The organism is Methyloprofundus sp. (assembly GCF_965251085.1).
Classification (GTDB): Bacteria; Pseudomonadota; Gammaproteobacteria; order Methylococcales; family Methylomonadaceae; genus Methyloprofundus.
Map to the genome: position 1 here is coordinate 1,422,830 of NZ_OZ252594.1, position 16,082 is coordinate 1,438,911.

The window sequence follows — 16,082 nt, forward strand, 5'->3', positions numbered from 1 at the left end:
AGGGATGATTTAGTTTCGCGTATTTGCAGTCAGAATCGCTAAAATTGAGCTGATTTCCTGACGCATTTCACGACGATCAATAATCATATCAATAGCACCGTGTTCTTGTAAAAATTCACTGCGCTGAAAGCCTTCTGGTAACTTCTCGCGTACGGTTTGTTCAATTACTCGTGGGCCCGCAAAACCGATTAAAGCTTCCGGTTCGGCAACATTGATATCACCTAGCATGGCTAAACTGGCAGATACGCCCCCCATCGTAGGGTCAGTCATAAACGAGATATAGGGAATGCCGGCCTTAGATAATTTTGTTAGTGCTGCACTGGTTTTAGCCATTTGGAATAATGAAAATAATGACTCCTGCATACGCGCACCACCACTGGCAGTAAAGACTATAAAGGGGGCTCCTGTTTCCAGGCTTTTATTAACCCCGCGTACGAAGCGCTCGCCGACGACAGAACCCATGGAACCGCCCATAAAACCGAAATCGAATGCTGCGACAACAACAGCCTGGCCTTGCAGGGTTCCGGTCATCACCACTAGCGCATCATTCTCTTTAGTTTTTTTCTGTGCAGCAACGATACGGTCTTTGTATTTTTTACTGTCCTTAAACTTTAAGGGATCTAAAGGTTTCAGGTTGGCAGCAATTTCCTCGCGTTCTTCAGTATCTAGAAACAAGTCTAAACGACGTCTTGCCCCTATGCGCATGTGATGATCGCATTTAGGACAAACATTCAGGTTTTTTTCTAGCTCGCTATTGTACAAAATGGCATTACAACAGGAACATTTGTTCCATAAACCTTCAGGCACTGGTGTTTTCTTGCTGTCAGGCTGTTTTTTTATAATAGTAGAGGGGACTAATTTTTCAAACCAGCTCATTGCGTGCTCCTTCTTTAATCTTGATTATCCATGGCTAGGCGCATGGATTTTAATAATTCGATGATTTGTTGCTTAGCAAGCTCAGGTGCAGATAAATTCGCTTCTATCTTACTAATTAATGCACTACCAACAACGACTGCATCGCTAAGTTGGGCAATAATTTTAGCTGTTTCGGCATCCTTAATTCCGAAGCCAACACCGATAGGTAGCTCGGTGTTGGCCCGAATATCAATTAATTTTCTTTGTACATCTGCCGTGTCCAGATGTCCAGCACCGGTGATGCCTTTTACCGAAACATAGTATAGAAAGCCACTACCCACGGAATCCATTTTTTTAATTCTGTCGGGGCTACTATTAGGAGCGAGTAAAAAGATCTGGTCTATATCTTGAGCATTTAGCAAATCAGCGCATTCCTGTGCTTCTTCAGGCGGTAGATCCACGGTCAAAACACCATCCACTCCCGCATTTTTAGCAGCCAGTGCAAAAGCTTCATAACCCATGGCTTCCACAGGGTTTGCATAGCCCATTAACACCACAGGGGTGGTTTGGTTTTTGCTTCTGAATTCACTGACTATTGTCAAGGTGTGACGTAAGCTCATTTTGTGTTCTAAAGCACGTTCACTGGCACGTTGAATCACCGGTCCATCTGCCATAGGATCAGAAAATGGCACACCTAGTTCAATAATATCTGCACCGGCTTCTACCATGGCATGCATCATGGGAACGGTAAATTCGGGGTTTGGATCGCCTGCGGTAATAAAAGGAATAAGTGCTTTATGTCCTGATGTTTTAAATTCGGCAAATCTTAAAGCTAAGCGACTCATATTTCAATTCCTTCACGTTTTGCCATCGTGTGCATATCTTTGTCACCGCGCCCGGACAAATTCACAATTATAATCTCATCTTGCTGCATCTTTGGTGCTAATTTTAAGGTATAAGCCATTGCATGGCTGGATTCCAGGGCAGGGATAATGCCTTCTATTTTAGTCAAGGCATGAAACCCCTGCACCGCCTCATCATCGGTAATACTGACATATTCGGCGCGACCTATGTCTTTTAACCAGGAGTGCTCAGGGCCAACGCCTGGGTAGTCCAAACCAGCAGAGATTGAATGTGTTTCAATAATTTCACCGTCATCATCTTCCATCAGATAGGTGCGGTTTCCATGTAGAATTCCGGGGCGGCCTGCACATAAAGGTGCGGAATGTCGACCTGTCTCAATACCATCTCCGGCTGCTTCTACGCCAATCATTTTAACAGCGGCATCATCAATAAATGGATGGAATAAGCCTATCGCATTAGAACCACCACCAATACAAGCGACTAATGCATCGGGTAATTTTCCGGCTTGCGTTAGACATTGCTGTTTAGCTTCCCGGCCAATAATGGATTGAAAATCTCTGACCATGGCGGGGTAAGGGGCAGGACCCGCTACCGTACCAATAATATAAAAAGTAGTATCTACATTGGTGACCCAGTCGCGAATCGCTTCGTTTAAGGCGTCTTTAAGTGTTTTAGAACCTGATTTTACCGCGACAACCTTTGCGCCGAGTAATTGCATACGGTACACATTCAGCTTTTGTCGCTCAACATCAACCGCACCCATATACACGATACACTCTAAACCTAAACGTGCACATACAGTCGCTGTAGCTACACCGTGCTGTCCTGCCCCGGTTTCAGCAATAATGCGTGTCTTACCCATGCGTTTGGCGAGTAAAATCTGGCCAATGGTATTATTAATTTTATGCGCACCAGTATGATTTAAATCTTCGCGTTTAAGATAAATCTGCGCTCCGCCTAATTCACGGCTCCAGCGTTCCGCATGATACAGCGGAGAAGGGCGGCCAACATAATGTTGGAAGTCTTTATCGAGTTCAGCCATAAACTCGGGGTCGGTCATATATTTCTTATAGGCTGCGTCGAGCTCCTTGACTGCTGGAATTAATGTTTCCGCAATAAATATGCCACCATAAGGACCGAAATGTCCTCGTTCATCGGGCATATTATATGAATTAGTTGTTTCTGTCACTTAGGTAAACCTCAGTTAAAAATGCTGCTATTTTATTATTATCTTTTATACCTTTTGCCGCTTCTACGCCGCTGCTTACATCCAGAGCATAGGGCTTAACCTGCGCAATTGCTTCGCTGGCATTGTTTGCTTCTAATCCCCCTGCAAGGATAAGGGGTAAGTCACATTGCGGCGGGATTAAATTCCAATCAAATTGTTCACCTGTCCCGCCTTTGGCTTTGGCGTGATAGGCATCGAGCAATAAACCACTGGCATCATGGTATTCACTTGCTAAGGCCTGTATGTCTATATCTAGGTGCATTCTGATCGCTTTGATATAAGGCTTGGCATAGATGCGACACGCCGTTGCGGGTTCATCACCATGAAACTGCAATACATCAATTGCAACCTGGTTGATCACTGCTCTTATTTGTTTCTCAGGGGCATCTACAAAAAGAGCAACCACCGTGGTAAATGCTGGTAATGCGGCAACAATTTCCTGTGCTTGCGCAATGCCGACATTCCTTGGGCTTGCTGCATAAAATACCAGGCCTATTGCATCAGCTCCTGCGTAAGCCGCGAAAGCCGCCTGCTCAGCAGATGTAAAGCCACAAATTTTGACCCGCGTTCGTTTCATTTTCAGCACAAAATCATTCAGCAATAAAGCCGATTAGAATACCATATTGAAGGGCTCTCTTGAAGAGAAGAAATAGCTTAGATTTGTACATCAACTGGAAGCAGGGACAATTGCTCTGCATGTAGCGCGGTATAGCTTTGGCGCGCTTGTATTAAATATACTTCGCACGGCCACGGTTGCGGTTTTCTGGCGGCCGATTTTTGCCGATAGCTGCGTTGCTGAAACAGTTGCGTAGCTAGCTATGCGCTTATTTCAGCGCCCCCGTATCAAGTACGGGGCAGGCTTTGCTCTCGACCAAAATCAACTCGCTATAAAATTCGCAACCGTCACCGCGCGAAGTATAAACTACCTTTACCTGGTTTTATTAAATTGCAAAAAAATCTAGTGACTGTGTGAATGTCCATCATCGTGGCTGTGAGTATGTACATTAGGGAGATGGAAAGAAATAATCATCCAAACGAAGTAAGCTTGTGTCTCAATAATTTATAATAATGAATTCTGAATTTATTCTCACACTAGGCAGATAAGCTTGTTGATATTAACAGATAGCATTATAGGTTGGATTATAAATACAGCCCATCGTTTAAAAGGCTCGGTACGTCGTATATTCATGGCTGAAACGGTGGAGCTACTAGGCTCAGGTGGTGCAAGTATTGCTGAAGAAAAACTAGGATGGAATAGAGGCACTATCCGAAAAGGACAATATGAACTTGAAACTCAGCCCATAGAAGATAATTTTTCAGCGAGAGGGCGTAATAAAAGTGAAGAGCATTTTCCTCATCTACTTGATGACATAAAAAAAATTGCTGAACCGGAGTGTCAAACGGATCCCTCTTTTAATTCCTGTCGATTATATACCCGGCTAACGGCTAAAGAAGTTAGAAAACGTTTACTGGAGATTGATTATTACGATGAAAAAACATTACCTTGCTCAAAAACTATCAATACAAAATTAAATGACCTGAGTTACCATCCAAAAAAGGTACAAAAAACAAAGCCTCATAAGAAAATCAAGGAAACGGATGCAATTTTTGAACAAGTTCATTCAGTCAATGGAATGGCAGATATCAACCCAAAAGAGATTCGTATATCAATTGATGCCAAAGCAAGAATGAATATAGGAAATTTTTCACGGGGAGGACGAAATCGGGTTTTAACAAAAGCAGAGGATCATGATTTAGATGTTAAGGAAAAGTTAACTCCTTTTGGTTTTTATCTGCCTGAACATGATGATTTTTTCCTTTTCTTTACAGCAGGCTATGCCAGCAGTGATTTCATCGTTGACCGATTGGAAGAAATTTGGCCAGAAATTCAAGAAAAATATGGAGTAGATATTCTGACAATTAACGCTGACAATGGTATGGAGAACAGTAGCTCCAGAACTCAGTTTATAAAAAGGCTTGTGGAGTTTGCTGAAAAAAGCAACATAAAGATAAAACTGGCCTACTACCCTCCTTATCATAGTAAATATAACCCAATTGAACGAGTATGGGGAGCCTATGAAAATCATATTAGTGGCGACATAATGGATACAGTTGAAACAACTTTAAAATTTGCCAAAAGTATGACCTACAATGGCAAAGCACCTATTGTTAAATTAACAGAAAAAATATATGAAACAGGAGTAAAGGTAGGTAAAAAAGCAATGAAGACGTATTATCAGTTTGTTGACCGAATGCCATCGTTGGAGAAATGGTTTTTGACCATTTCTCCTGGTTGTTCTGGATGATTATTTCTTTCCATCTCCCTTAGTTTCCTGCACATCAGGTGCAATATTGACATCATAAGTATGTATATGCGCGGCGGAGTCATGACTATGCACATGCTGGGGGATTTGCGGGTCAGTGATTTCCAGTTGAATAACAGGCCTAACAGCGACACCGTATTGATACACCATCAAGCCGCCTAAATCTGCACCCAGAGTAAGCAAAATAACCATTAATGCAGATAAAGCAAAATGCCCATAGGTTCTAGTATAGATAAAATTGTCAGATGCGAAAATACGCCGTAGTGATAGCAATAAGGCTATTACAGTGACGCTGATACCAAAGGCTTGATGGCGTAACATAATGGCATGTGTCGCATCATTATGCGCTGCAGAATAGGCAGCCTGAAACCCTGCTGCTACCGTGAACATTGCAGATAGTGTGCCGATATAAAGTAACGGCGTAGCAAAATGTCGCCAGCCAGGTTTTGCAAATAAACCACCTAAAGTATCTGTAATAAAAAAAAGTGTTAATAAGACAATAGGAAAGTGGACTAGTAATGGGTGGATATTATCCATGGCACTAATGCCGGGCATAAATGCCGCAAAAATTTCCCCAGGTGTTTTTGTCGAGAGTGATTCCAGGAAAGTTAAAAAATCTTCTAGGCCTTTTACTGCGCCCAATCCACCATGATTTCCACCACCATGAATTTGGGGTAATACATCAAATATTAAATCTATCATTTTCTCGTTTAAATTAATTGGCTAGAGTTTTTGAGAAAGGGTTTTATGCTTTGTATTATACGGTTATGGTTACTTATTTCCTAGTGATTCCAAGTGGATTCAATTTTTCCACTTTATAAAAAGTGGTATCAATAACGCTAGCCTAATACGGTTAGTTTGAGTTTTTTATTTAATATGAAATATCTTGGGTTGGGTTTTATCCCTTATTTTTTTGTAAAGTAAGGGATATGGCCTGAGTTATTATATTATCCATATGGCTTATATGGTAACAACTAGGTTAAAGTTAGGCTATGTCTGCATTAGCTGTTGTTTTGAACTATTATTATGAATAATAAAGGAAAAAAATCGTGGAGGCCATGATGCAAAACGAAGATTTTCAACATTGGTTAGGTCAGTCAGCAGACCTGACAATTAACCAAAAGAAACGAGCATTTACTGAGTTATCAGATAAAGCTCACCAGGAATTAAGCGAAGAACAACTGGGTGAAGTTAACCTTTGCCCTCACTGGCTTCTACCGAATATACTCACTGGGGTCAATCAAATGACTTGCCTCGGTATCGATGTAAAGCCTGTTTAAAAACATTCAATGTCTTGACTGGTACACCTTTAGCCAGATTACGCCATAAGTCCCTCTGGCCGCATTATTCAGAAATGATGCTTGAAAGTTTTACTATTCGAAAAGCGGCAAACGAACTGGGTATTAATAAAAACACATCATTCCGTTGGCGCCACAGGTTTCTAATGAATCCTACCCTCCATAAGCCTGAGCACTTAACTGGAATAGTTGAAGCGGATGAACCCTTTTTTCTTGAATCACATAAAGGTGAAACTGGTTTAAACCGGGCGCCACGCAAACGGGGTGGTAAGGCCCCAAAACGCGGTGTCTCAGCTGAACAGGTTCCTGTACTTATTGTTCGTGATAGAAGTGGTGTTACCTCTGAAGCAATATTACCCCGAGTCACCTCTGGTACGCTTGCAGAAGTATTAACACCCTTATTGGATTCGGATGCAATTTTGTGCTCTGATGGGCATCCTAGCTATCAAGCTTTCTCTAGAGAATCAGGTATGAGTCATCGGCCCGTTAATCTAGCGGCGGGGTATCGTGTTATCGATAAGGCCTTTCATGTTCAAAATGTAAATGCATATGATAGTCGCCTGAAAGGCTGGATGCTTCGTTTTCATGGAGTGGCCACTAAATATTTGGATCATTATCTTGGTTGGCAACGATGGTTAGATTCTCATACAAAAGTAATGAATCCACGGCAATTTCTGATTGAGGTTACCGGTGCCAATGGTGTTTACCAACAGCTAATGCAGACATAGCCAATAATGATCAACTGAATACAACAAGATTCAGTGATTAAATTTATCTTTTACTTGGCAAAGGTTTACTTTATTTAATCAATGCGAGAACAGAGATATTAAATTGCGTAACAAGATTACGAATAAGCAGGCTAGAGCTGCCTATTACCCATAAATCATGACACACAATATCACCCGCCTTCCAGTAGCAAGAACCCGGCACACAAAAGCTGCAAAGCTGCGTACCTTCGCCACATGATTTGATGACCGGGCGGGGGATCTTTTTTCCGCCCCAGATGTCCTCCAATTCTTGCTACCAATTGTACAGCTTCACCTAGTAACAAAGGGGGTTTTAATCTTTTTTTTTGCGTAGGCGTGCAGGGTACGCAATTCAACATCAGAAAATAATATTTCAGCAGGAAGCTCAGGCGTTTCTCTACCCAGAAGCGTCATGAGCATGATCCGCCAGGCGATAACCAGATTGATACCAATCGCCCGACGCAACCGCTCAGCCGTTTCATGAGCAAGATCGTCAATTTTACAGCCTGATTTTAGCACACGATGCCAGTCTTCAATTCGCCAGCGCAACGTATACCAACGCAAACACTTTTCAATGTCCTTCGCGGATTCAATTTTAATCGTTGTCAGTAAAAACCACTCGACGGCCTTTGTGCCTTGAGGCGGGTTTTCTTCTAGCGCATGGATAAGCTGTATTTCAACCGGCTCTTTGTCATGATAATAGCTGGGAGCAGGGAGTTGTATGGCTAAGTGACGCAATGCCAGTTCTGCCCGCCTTCCTGGTCTTGCTGCTTTGGCTTTTTGCTTGCTTTTTTTAGGCCGGGCACTTTGCTGGGGAACATTGACGCTAACTCGACTTTGTACTCTGGTTTCACGAATGGCTGCGAACAGCTTGAAGGGGGATTCATTAATATTACGGTCGTGCTGAGCACGAATAAGCAGTTCAACACAGGGATTTTTTCTTTGTTCATCAAACAATTCAAAAAAATCAGCTTCCCGGTCACAGACATTAATCAGTTGTGTTTGCGGCATGGTTGCCGCTAATTCAACCAGGTCACGGTGGTGCTCTATCCAGACAAAGGTCTTTTTTTCTTCAATCGGTATTTTTGATGGCTTACGTTTGTCATCGGGCAATCGGGGGTGCGGAGCAATACACTGTGCTTTTAGGACGCCCAATGGCAAGCCATTGGGCGCAATGGCGAAGCTTGAGTGTAAATTCAGTCCTTTGGTTTTTGCACCGGTCTGGTTGGCTTTCAACTCTCCTAAGGAACGTGCACGAAATAACTTGAGCAACTTCTAAAATTGCTTTTCAGGAACAGCAACATAATTCCATAGCCTAAGATGTTCATCAAAAACAATTCTCATGGAATCTTTAAACCCGGCCATAACCTTTCTGCCCGTTTCATAAACTCTATTTAAAATTGAGGCAAAAACTTTTAAACCAGACTTTGTTGTTGCCGTTTCTATCAATTCTTTTGTTAACTGGTGACTTGTTAAAACAACACCTTGCATTGCCCGAGTAATATGAGGAAAGGCTTTGTGCTCAACAGGATTCCATTTGGATGTGTAGGGAGGATAATGAGCAACGCGTATATTAATCCCAATTTCATCTGCCAAAACTTGTAAATCCTGTTTAAAAATATAGTGTCGAGATGAATTACTGCCACCTCCATCCATCAACATTAAAATAGAAGTGGCCTGCGAGTAGTAATGTATTCCATAGTTGTACCACCAATGGCGAAGCGAATCACAAGCAAATTCACTGGTGTCTCGACTTGTCCCTATAGTGACGTATGCCTCATTGCGTGTTTGATCATAAACGGTATGCGGTACGGCAACCCCCTCCGCCAATGACGGGAAATCATGATCAAAAACTTCAACAGTCTCAGTGGTATAAATCTTACCTTCACGAGATAAATTCCCTATTTGTTCCTTTTTCTTAGTGTCTACGCTAATCACTGGATTCCCAGCAACACTATATTTTTCTTTTAATTCGGTAATACGTTCAAATTGGGCATTACGATCCACATGTCCTCCTCCAGCCTTATATTTAAAGGCTTCCGTTTTACATACCCATTCTTTTTCAATAATTGTCTAACAATATTACGACTGGCTTTAAAACCTTTTTTAGCTAATAAATCGCTAATATTAGCTCGCGTTAAATTTGTCCATTTTTGCGTTTCATCCATTGGGTTACCTGCCGTATGCTCTGTCAGCAAAAGTAGAAAAACCTCATTAATATCAGGCTGTTTTTCAAGGGTTGCCTTTCGACCGCCTCCCTTACGTCTACTGCGATTTTGGTCAATCGTTTCTTCCACCTGAAGTGCTTCAATTCCAAATTGAACAGTATTGCGTGAACAATTAAAAAGTTTAGCAATATAAGTAACCCCACCAAAAGCAAGCTTTAAAGCTTCAATGCCTGCATATAAGCGTCTATTTTTCTCTGGCAGACGACTGTAAAATTCTTGCATCCGCTCTTCTATCTCTTTTGCATAAGCTATAATCATTCGTTAATTTTAAACAAAACTTATTTTTTTAACCAACGTTACAATGATTTTATAATTAAATTTATGCATGAACTTGCTCAAGTTATTTCATGCGCGTTCCTAAGCCACTGCATTTATCCAGGTTTGTGTAGTTGAGTTCACTGCCATCTTGCAGGCATAGCACCGTTTTTTGCCCCATCATCCGTCGCGCTGTCCGTTCGCGGTGAGGTTGCAAGATATTTTCCAGATTAACGGCTGAGCCTTCTGGCTGGTCAATCATGCGATAGTAGGCCTTGGTGGCGGGCCAGTCACCTTCAACTGTCCCTGAGAAGGCACTGCCAGGATTCTGGGCTTTAGCATCAGCGACGTTGACGAGCCTTTTACTTAATCGTTTATCGCCCAGTGGCGCACCGCCAAATTCATGTTCGGCCCATTGCTCAGCATCCAGTCCTTCACTGATAGTCAGTGCGCCCAGACCTGCATTGGCTGATAATCCCAGCTGTTTCCTGAAAGAGGTATCGAGTGGGTACATATAAATCGTTTTTTGACTTAATGTCGAGTCATTATGCCGGTCCTGGCGTCCCCGCCCTTTGGTTTTTCCGATGGCCAACCAGTTTGAAGCCTTATAGCAGGTGCCCGAATAGTGCTCGGTATCAACAAAGCTTTCAATGAGCAAGGGTGAGTATCCATACTGCCGGTTAAAATCTTTTGCTATCGTTGCCATGCTCATGCCTAGTACTTTCGATGCCAGGTTTTTGCAGTTGACACTGGGACGGATCAAAAAACGACTCATCCCGACGATCATATGGAGCTGTGCTTGATGCTCTTCTTGATTCCAGCCTATCCATTGATCGCGGGCGGATAATTGCAAAGCCGGCGCGGCATACCCAATCCCTCCTAACCAGCCATGCTCGGAACGAATCAGGTAGCGCATTTGCCTGCCCACCAATATTGCTGCTTTCAGGTAGTGTTCTGTAAGCATCAGTTCATTCCAGGTTCGCATCTGATCTGCCTCTTGTACTAGTACCAATTCAAGCGCTGCAATGTGCCTGACTTCATCGGGTACATCAACAGGATGTGGTACGGAGTCCGTTAAACGGCGGGGTGATTTTGTGCCCGTTTTGTGTTGCACCCTGGGTAGCTCAAAATGCCCCGATGATTCTAGAGCACGGAGTGCTTTCAGGCAGCCACTGGTTTGCATTTTCCCGCGTGCATCGTGAAATTCAAAGTGTGTACAGACTTGTTTGGCTAAATCGCTTCTATGTTCAACTCCCTTGCCTTCCAGTAATTGTTTGATGTATTCTATATTGCTTGATAAGGAGAGTGTTCGTTTGATTTGGTTTTGTTTATTCATGCCTTATAGCATGCAATAATTATTCTTGATTGTCCAGCTGTAATTTATGGGTAATAGGCAGTGCTAGAGTGTTGTCTTTTGGACTTCGTTAGTAAAACATCCATTAATTAAAACTAACAACTTTCGTCATTATTAGATTTCTGGAATGCTGTACTAGTTTTTGCGCACTTTAAGCTGATAGTGGCCGTTATCCATGCCGCAAAAGAATTCATCTAGCATAGGGTGATTAAGCTCGCTAATATCTTCACCGATTTCAAGGTTACGTTCGGCTACATAGGTTTGATGAACCGAGTTTCCGACTAGTACATGGTACCAGGGTTGGTCTTTAGGAGGGCGGCTACGCGCGACTTCTTGGTACCACTGTTCACTACCCAGAAATTTGTAATCGACATCTATAATTACGCCCCGATAATTAAATAAGCTGTGGTGGATAATTTTCCCTATAGAAAATTTAGCGACACTCATGATTCACTCCTAAAGTTGAATGTTACTATGGATTATAACCATAGTAGCCGAGAAGCGGGGAATGTTTTGCGCTTGTGGGGATTGTAAAGCTAAAGCTTTAGCGGTTTATTTTTAAGGTCTTATGTTTTAAATCATCGTTTTCACGCTGCCAGCTGACTTTGATATTAAAGCCTTGTTGATTAGCTTCCTGTGAGGCACGTATTTTTAATTTCATCAGGCCTTCTGGTTGAAACTCTATTTCGTCTTCTTCATCGCTGAATTTAAGTTTGCCCTTGCCAATATTTTCACTGATAGACTTAAGGATTTTTTCTATGCTTTTGGCATCTTGCAGGGATTCGTGTTTAAAACTTTGTTTATTTAGCTTCATAAGTCTAGGCGGGAGTTTGAAAAAGTTTAATATAGGGATAATCAGTACTGATGCCTAATACTCGACCTTGTGGTTGAAAAATAGTGACGGCTGCACCATAACCTGGCTTGTTGCCGATGTTTTCTTTTTTACGGGTGTGCCGGTCTACCGAGGCATCGCATTCAAAATTTACCATGCCTTTACGCAGCATGATGCGCTGACCGTAGCGCAGGTTTTTATGCCCGTGAACGATGGCGTAGATACCTTTTTTACGCAGCAGGCTATTGCCTTTTTTGGTCATAGGCATATCTATATCGCGGTATTTTGTACGGATAGTATTGGCTAGCGGACCATAATAAAAGTCGAACATTTCGTCCTGTAGATGCTGTTTGAATTGCTGGTTTAAATAGTTAACGCCTTTGTCATTAATCATGTGTGCGATACGGTCATCTACCCCGGCATGTACATAGAGAAACGAGCCTTTATGTAAAACCAGACGCATTTTTTTAAAGTACCAGTAAAACTCGCCGTCTTTTTCTAAGAACAGTTCTTGCCATTTAATTGCAGCGGCGTAGGCGATGCGTATATCCATGCCAGCTTTTTGCAAGTCATTTTCAAAGTCATTGATTTTTTCCTGCAAGTGTTTGCATTCTTTGTTAATGATTTTTTCGCTTAAGATACCTTTAGCAGCTTCAGGAAAGGTTTTAAACCAGCTTTCCGAAGGATACAAACGCTTACGACATTCCTTTGCATCCGGGATATGTTTGAGGGCATGTTTGCCTTGTAAATAGTGCTGCTCTATTTCTTTGAGAAAGGGAATGGCTTTAGCACCCATGCGAATAAAAAAATGTTCACTTTTAGGTGATTTATCCAGATTGACCGAGCGTATGCCTAGCTTAACGCGGATATCATGGTTACCCGCCAGTATATGTACTTTGGCTCCACTATCCATTAACAGACGAATGCAACGTAGTAGCCGTAGGTTACTCGGGCCTTTGTCAAAACAATCACCGCCGATAACAAAGCGTGCTTTGCGCCCGGTATGAGTTAATTTAAATTGTTGATCAAACGGCCCGGTTTTTTTGATGCCACCCGATGCGACCAGCGAGGCCATAAAGGCATCGGCATCGGCATCGGCATGTAGATCGGAGAAAAACAATATCGGTACTTTAGGCCATATCCAGGGATGTTCCTGTAAAGTCTGTTGCAATTGCTCAACTAGGCCCGCAGGACTGCTGTGGTCTTTTGCAGAAGAATGAACTTTTCCTAGAGGCCAGTTCTGGGGCTTGCTGGGTAAGTCGGTGGTTAGCCATTTCAGGCCTTTATAAGAGGGTAATTTCAGGGTATTAAATAACATAACTAATCCGTATATTGGCTGTGTTCGCTTCTTATCTTCCATGCTCCGCCGATATGTTGCCAGCTACCATCTTGTAGGCATTCTATATAGACTGGCTGGCAGTGGAACATGCTCAGTAATGCAATTTGTTCATAGTCAATGATACCTAAATGATAGGCAGCATGACGAAAGGCAGCACCATGGCCGACAAATATTTTTAATTGATCACTGCTACTTTGTTGCTGCAGAATCTGTATTTCAGCTGTTAAAAGCTTAGCCACACGTTGTCCTGCATCAAGCAGAGATTCAGCTCCTTGAAAAGGTAGGCAGTAGTGACTATCGGATTTCCAGTCACTCGGTAAATCATCCAGTCGCGGATCAAGTTTGATCAGTTCACGTATTTGCGCCACGGTGAGGTTGGCGACACTACCTACGCAACGTTCTGCCAGATCAGCATATTGCTGAATCTGCATGCGAGGCTGATTCAAATCGATAAGCAATTGCTGTGCAGTTTGCCATGCGCGTAGTAATTTTGACGTAGCAATCATAGGCTGTATCTGACATTGCTGCGCATTACAGAATGAGTTCAAGATTGCCGCTAGCTCTGTTCCTTGGGTTAGACCTTTAGCGTTTAGAGCAAAAGGCTGGTGCGCGCTGGGCGTATCGCTAAGTTGCTGGTAATCTCCGTGCCGAATTAAAGCGGCAATGACTCTGGCCATTAGCCTACTTTATTTGCCAGGCTAGTCGCTAAGTTTGCAAAAATAGCTTGTAAAGCAGTATGCTTGATCAGCAAACTGGCCTTTCTCAGCGGTAGCCATTGTCTGCGGCGATGGCTTTCCTGCCATTCATCATCACTTAATATTTTAGTGACATGCATAGGAAAAACCAGAACAGTACAAGTGCTTCCCCATTTTTCATGTAGGTAATAATCCAGCATTTGATCACTGATGATGCCTTCAATACCTGCTTCTTCCCAGGCTTCAGTAGCCGCTGATTTAGATGCAGATAGTCCGGGCTCGATAATACCCTTAGGTATACCCCAATGATTGTTACCACTGGAAGAAATCAATAATATCTGAATTTCAGCATTTTTTATACGATACGGAATCGCTGCTGATTGGGAATAGTAATAAGCTGGGCGGTCACGCTGTTCTACACCTGTTAAGCCATTAAAGGGAAAACTATCTGGAAGATCAGTCGGACGGGTAATGCTGAGCAATTTAGCACAGCCTTTGCTCAACTCGATCCAGTTATCAGGCATATCGAAAGTTGCCAGTGTCGCCGTGGGAAGTAATTTACCGTCTTCAGGGATGGACACGGTTTCCTTACTGAGAAACTCTATCAGGGATTCTAGCTCAGGGTTATGCCCGATTAACAAAACACGCTCGGCATCTCGCGGGCAGTCTGCAAGCGCACTTTGTAGGTGACTTAAACTTGCTGCATAGAGGCGAGAATCATAATGCACCTGGTGCGCTCTTAAACCCATGGCTTTGGCTAACTTTTCTGCGGTGTTTCTGGCTCTTTCAGCCGGAGAACTAATAATATAATCGGGAATTTTCTTTTGTTGTTGTAACCATGCCCCCATACGCTGAGCCGATCTTTTGCCACGCTTTTTTAAGGGGCGCTCAAAGTCACTGACTTCGATGCCCCAGTCTGATTTTCCGTGGCGCAATATCAGCAGTTGTCTACTCATGAATCTGTCTCGTTAATAATGTTTTGCATAAAATAGGCTTGTAACGCAGAGAAGTCGATTTTACCACTGACTTCATAAATAATAAGCTGATCTAGAATGGCTAAATAAGCGGGTTCATTAAACTCAGCATGTTCATCTAAAAACTTTCCCTGTGTATCCTGATAAAAGGGGCCCGGAGATTTCATGATCGCTGCTAATAAATCACGTCGTTGTGTAAGATCGACTTTGTTAACCTGAAAATCCTGCTCACTTTCATGCTTCCAGTTCAGGACAATAAAGGCCTGCAAGGGGTTAGCATCAATAATGCGCCCCTGACCGTATAGCACTTCTATATCCACATCGTATTTTTCTTCTATATCCCATAATTGCTGTTTAGGTAAGGAGAGTAACTGCAACCTTTGTTGTTCTGGGATTAATGCATGTAAGCGCGGATTATTAACAATTGTACCTGGGTTTATTCGCGGTAATTTGGCTATACCCGTGGCATTGACTTGCTTATCGCTAGCGCGAATAAATAAGCGGTCATTGCTGATAAAGTCAATTTTCTCATTGTCCATTAAATGCAGCATAAAGGTGGATTTACCTCCACCAGAAAATCCGGCTATTGCATAGGCCCGGTTTTTATAGGCTACAGCAGCAGCATGGCAAATTAACCATTCTCGTTGCTGTAGCCAACTCATATGCTGACTATTGATAAAATTAATGACTTGATTGGGATTTTGTTCACAAGGCCCGGCAGCAATTCTACTGTTTTTACTTTGTAAAAATATCATGCCGGTGCGCACTTTATAAATAAGCCTGCCACCCTCTAATGAATAATAAGTATCTTTACGTCCGTTTTTACTAGCTTCTCTTGGCCAGTCCTTAAAGGAATAAGAGAGCTTTAGCGGAGCAGATTCAATCGCTATAATGCTTATATCAGCGGTGGTTTGTGTTATCACCAGGTGTTTAAAGTAGTGCTGTAATTCCTCTAGTAAAGGAGAAGAATTACTTTGCAGACTAATAACACAATTCCCACATTGTAAAAACAAGCATTGTTTTAGTAAGGGGATGCCTTGCATTAATTCTGCGCTTAAATCGTGTACTTGGGTGTTAGATGTCATTGTCT

At 42.6% G+C, this 16,082-nt stretch carries 14 protein-coding genes and 2 pseudogenes; 2 read left to right on the forward strand and 14 right to left on the reverse strand.

Features of this window, described 5'->3' with window-relative positions:
* Positions 1–9: 9 nt before the first annotated feature.
* Genes accD through ACQY3F_RS06475 form a run of 4 tightly spaced genes read right to left on the reverse strand, consistent with a single transcriptional unit; the run spans position 10 to position 3,524 of the window.
* Positions 10–876: an acetyl-CoA carboxylase, carboxyltransferase subunit beta gene (gene accD / locus ACQY3F_RS06460; RefSeq protein WP_428354083.1), complete on the reverse strand. Its 867-nt coding sequence runs from the start codon at positions 874–876 to the stop codon at positions 10–12.
* Positions 877–890: 14 nt separating this feature from the next.
* The gene (gene trpA / locus ACQY3F_RS06465) at positions 891–1,700 is read right to left on the reverse strand and encodes a tryptophan synthase subunit alpha (RefSeq protein WP_428354084.1); all 810 of its coding nucleotides are present in this window, start codon (positions 1,698–1,700) and stop codon (positions 891–893) included.
* Positions 1,697–2,881 (reverse strand): tryptophan synthase subunit beta, encoded by a 1,185-nt coding sequence (gene trpB / locus ACQY3F_RS06470; RefSeq protein WP_428357626.1) that lies wholly within the window; start codon positions 2,879–2,881, stop codon positions 1,697–1,699. The genes trpA and trpB overlap by 4 nt, the downstream gene beginning before the upstream one ends.
* Positions 2,882–2,891: 10 nt before the next feature.
* Positions 2,892–3,524 (reverse strand): phosphoribosylanthranilate isomerase, encoded by a 633-nt coding sequence (locus tag ACQY3F_RS06475; protein ID WP_428354085.1) that lies wholly within the window; start codon positions 3,522–3,524, stop codon positions 2,892–2,894.
* A gap of 532 nt (positions 3,525–4,056) precedes the next feature.
* Here ACQY3F_RS06475 and ACQY3F_RS06480 point away from each other — a divergent pair.
* Positions 4,057–5,253 carry an ISAzo13 family transposase gene (locus ACQY3F_RS06480; protein WP_428352931.1) on the forward strand — a complete coding sequence of 399 codons (1,197 nt, stop codon included), beginning with the start codon at positions 4,057–4,059 and terminating at the stop codon, positions 5,251–5,253.
* Here the strand turns inward: ACQY3F_RS06480 and ACQY3F_RS06485 are convergent, their stop codons facing one another.
* Complete coding sequence (locus ACQY3F_RS06485; RefSeq protein WP_428354086.1) at positions 5,254–5,973, reverse strand: DUF2231 domain-containing protein; 720 nt, start codon at positions 5,971–5,973, stop codon at positions 5,254–5,256.
* Between the two features lie 359 nt (positions 5,974–6,332).
* Between ACQY3F_RS06485 and ACQY3F_RS06490 the strand changes: the two are divergent.
* Positions 6,333–7,297: pseudogene (locus ACQY3F_RS06490) on the forward strand (IS1595 family transposase).
* Between the two features lie 309 nt (positions 7,298–7,606).
* On the opposite strand, the gene ACQY3F_RS06495 reads toward ACQY3F_RS06490, so the two are convergent.
* The 9 genes and pseudogenes from ACQY3F_RS06495 to ACQY3F_RS06535 form a co-directional block, all read right to left on the reverse strand.
* The gene (locus ACQY3F_RS06495; RefSeq protein WP_428354087.1) at positions 7,607–8,587 is read right to left on the reverse strand and encodes an IS4 family transposase; all 981 of its coding nucleotides are present in this window, start codon (positions 8,585–8,587) and stop codon (positions 7,607–7,609) included.
* A 3-nt stretch (positions 8,588–8,590) separates the two neighbouring features.
* Positions 8,591–9,801, reverse strand: a pseudogene (locus tag ACQY3F_RS06500) (ISAzo13 family transposase).
* Positions 9,802–9,883: 82 nt separating this feature from the next.
* On the reverse strand, positions 9,884–11,134 hold the full coding sequence (locus tag ACQY3F_RS06505; protein WP_428354088.1) for an IS4/Tn5 family transposase DNA-binding protein: 1,251 nt from the start codon (positions 11,132–11,134) through the stop codon (positions 9,884–9,886).
* A gap of 153 nt (positions 11,135–11,287) precedes the next feature.
* Complete coding sequence (gene hspQ / locus ACQY3F_RS06510) at positions 11,288–11,599, reverse strand: heat shock protein HspQ (protein ID WP_428354089.1); 312 nt, start codon at positions 11,597–11,599, stop codon at positions 11,288–11,290.
* 97 nt (positions 11,600–11,696) lie between these two features.
* Positions 11,697–11,966, reverse strand: coding sequence for an amphi-Trp domain-containing protein (locus tag ACQY3F_RS06515; protein ID WP_428354090.1), 270 nt, complete (start codon positions 11,964–11,966; stop codon positions 11,697–11,699).
* A gap of 4 nt (positions 11,967–11,970) precedes the next feature.
* Positions 11,971–13,302, reverse strand: a complete 1,332-nt coding sequence (locus ACQY3F_RS06520; protein WP_428354091.1) for a metallophosphoesterase — start codon at positions 13,300–13,302, stop codon at positions 11,971–11,973.
* A gap of 2 nt (positions 13,303–13,304) precedes the next feature.
* Positions 13,305–14,000: a histidine phosphatase family protein gene (locus ACQY3F_RS06525; RefSeq protein ID WP_428354092.1), complete on the reverse strand. Its 696-nt coding sequence runs from the start codon at positions 13,998–14,000 to the stop codon at positions 13,305–13,307.
* Complete coding sequence (locus tag ACQY3F_RS06530) at positions 14,000–14,974, reverse strand: histidine phosphatase family protein (RefSeq protein ID WP_428354093.1); 975 nt, start codon at positions 14,972–14,974, stop codon at positions 14,000–14,002. The genes ACQY3F_RS06525 and ACQY3F_RS06530 overlap by 1 nt, the downstream gene beginning before the upstream one ends.
* Positions 14,971–16,077, reverse strand: a complete 1,107-nt coding sequence (locus tag ACQY3F_RS06535; protein WP_428354094.1) for an HprK-related kinase B — start codon at positions 16,075–16,077, stop codon at positions 14,971–14,973. The genes ACQY3F_RS06530 and ACQY3F_RS06535 overlap by 4 nt, the downstream gene beginning before the upstream one ends.
* Between the last annotated feature and the right edge of the window lie 5 nt (positions 16,078–16,082).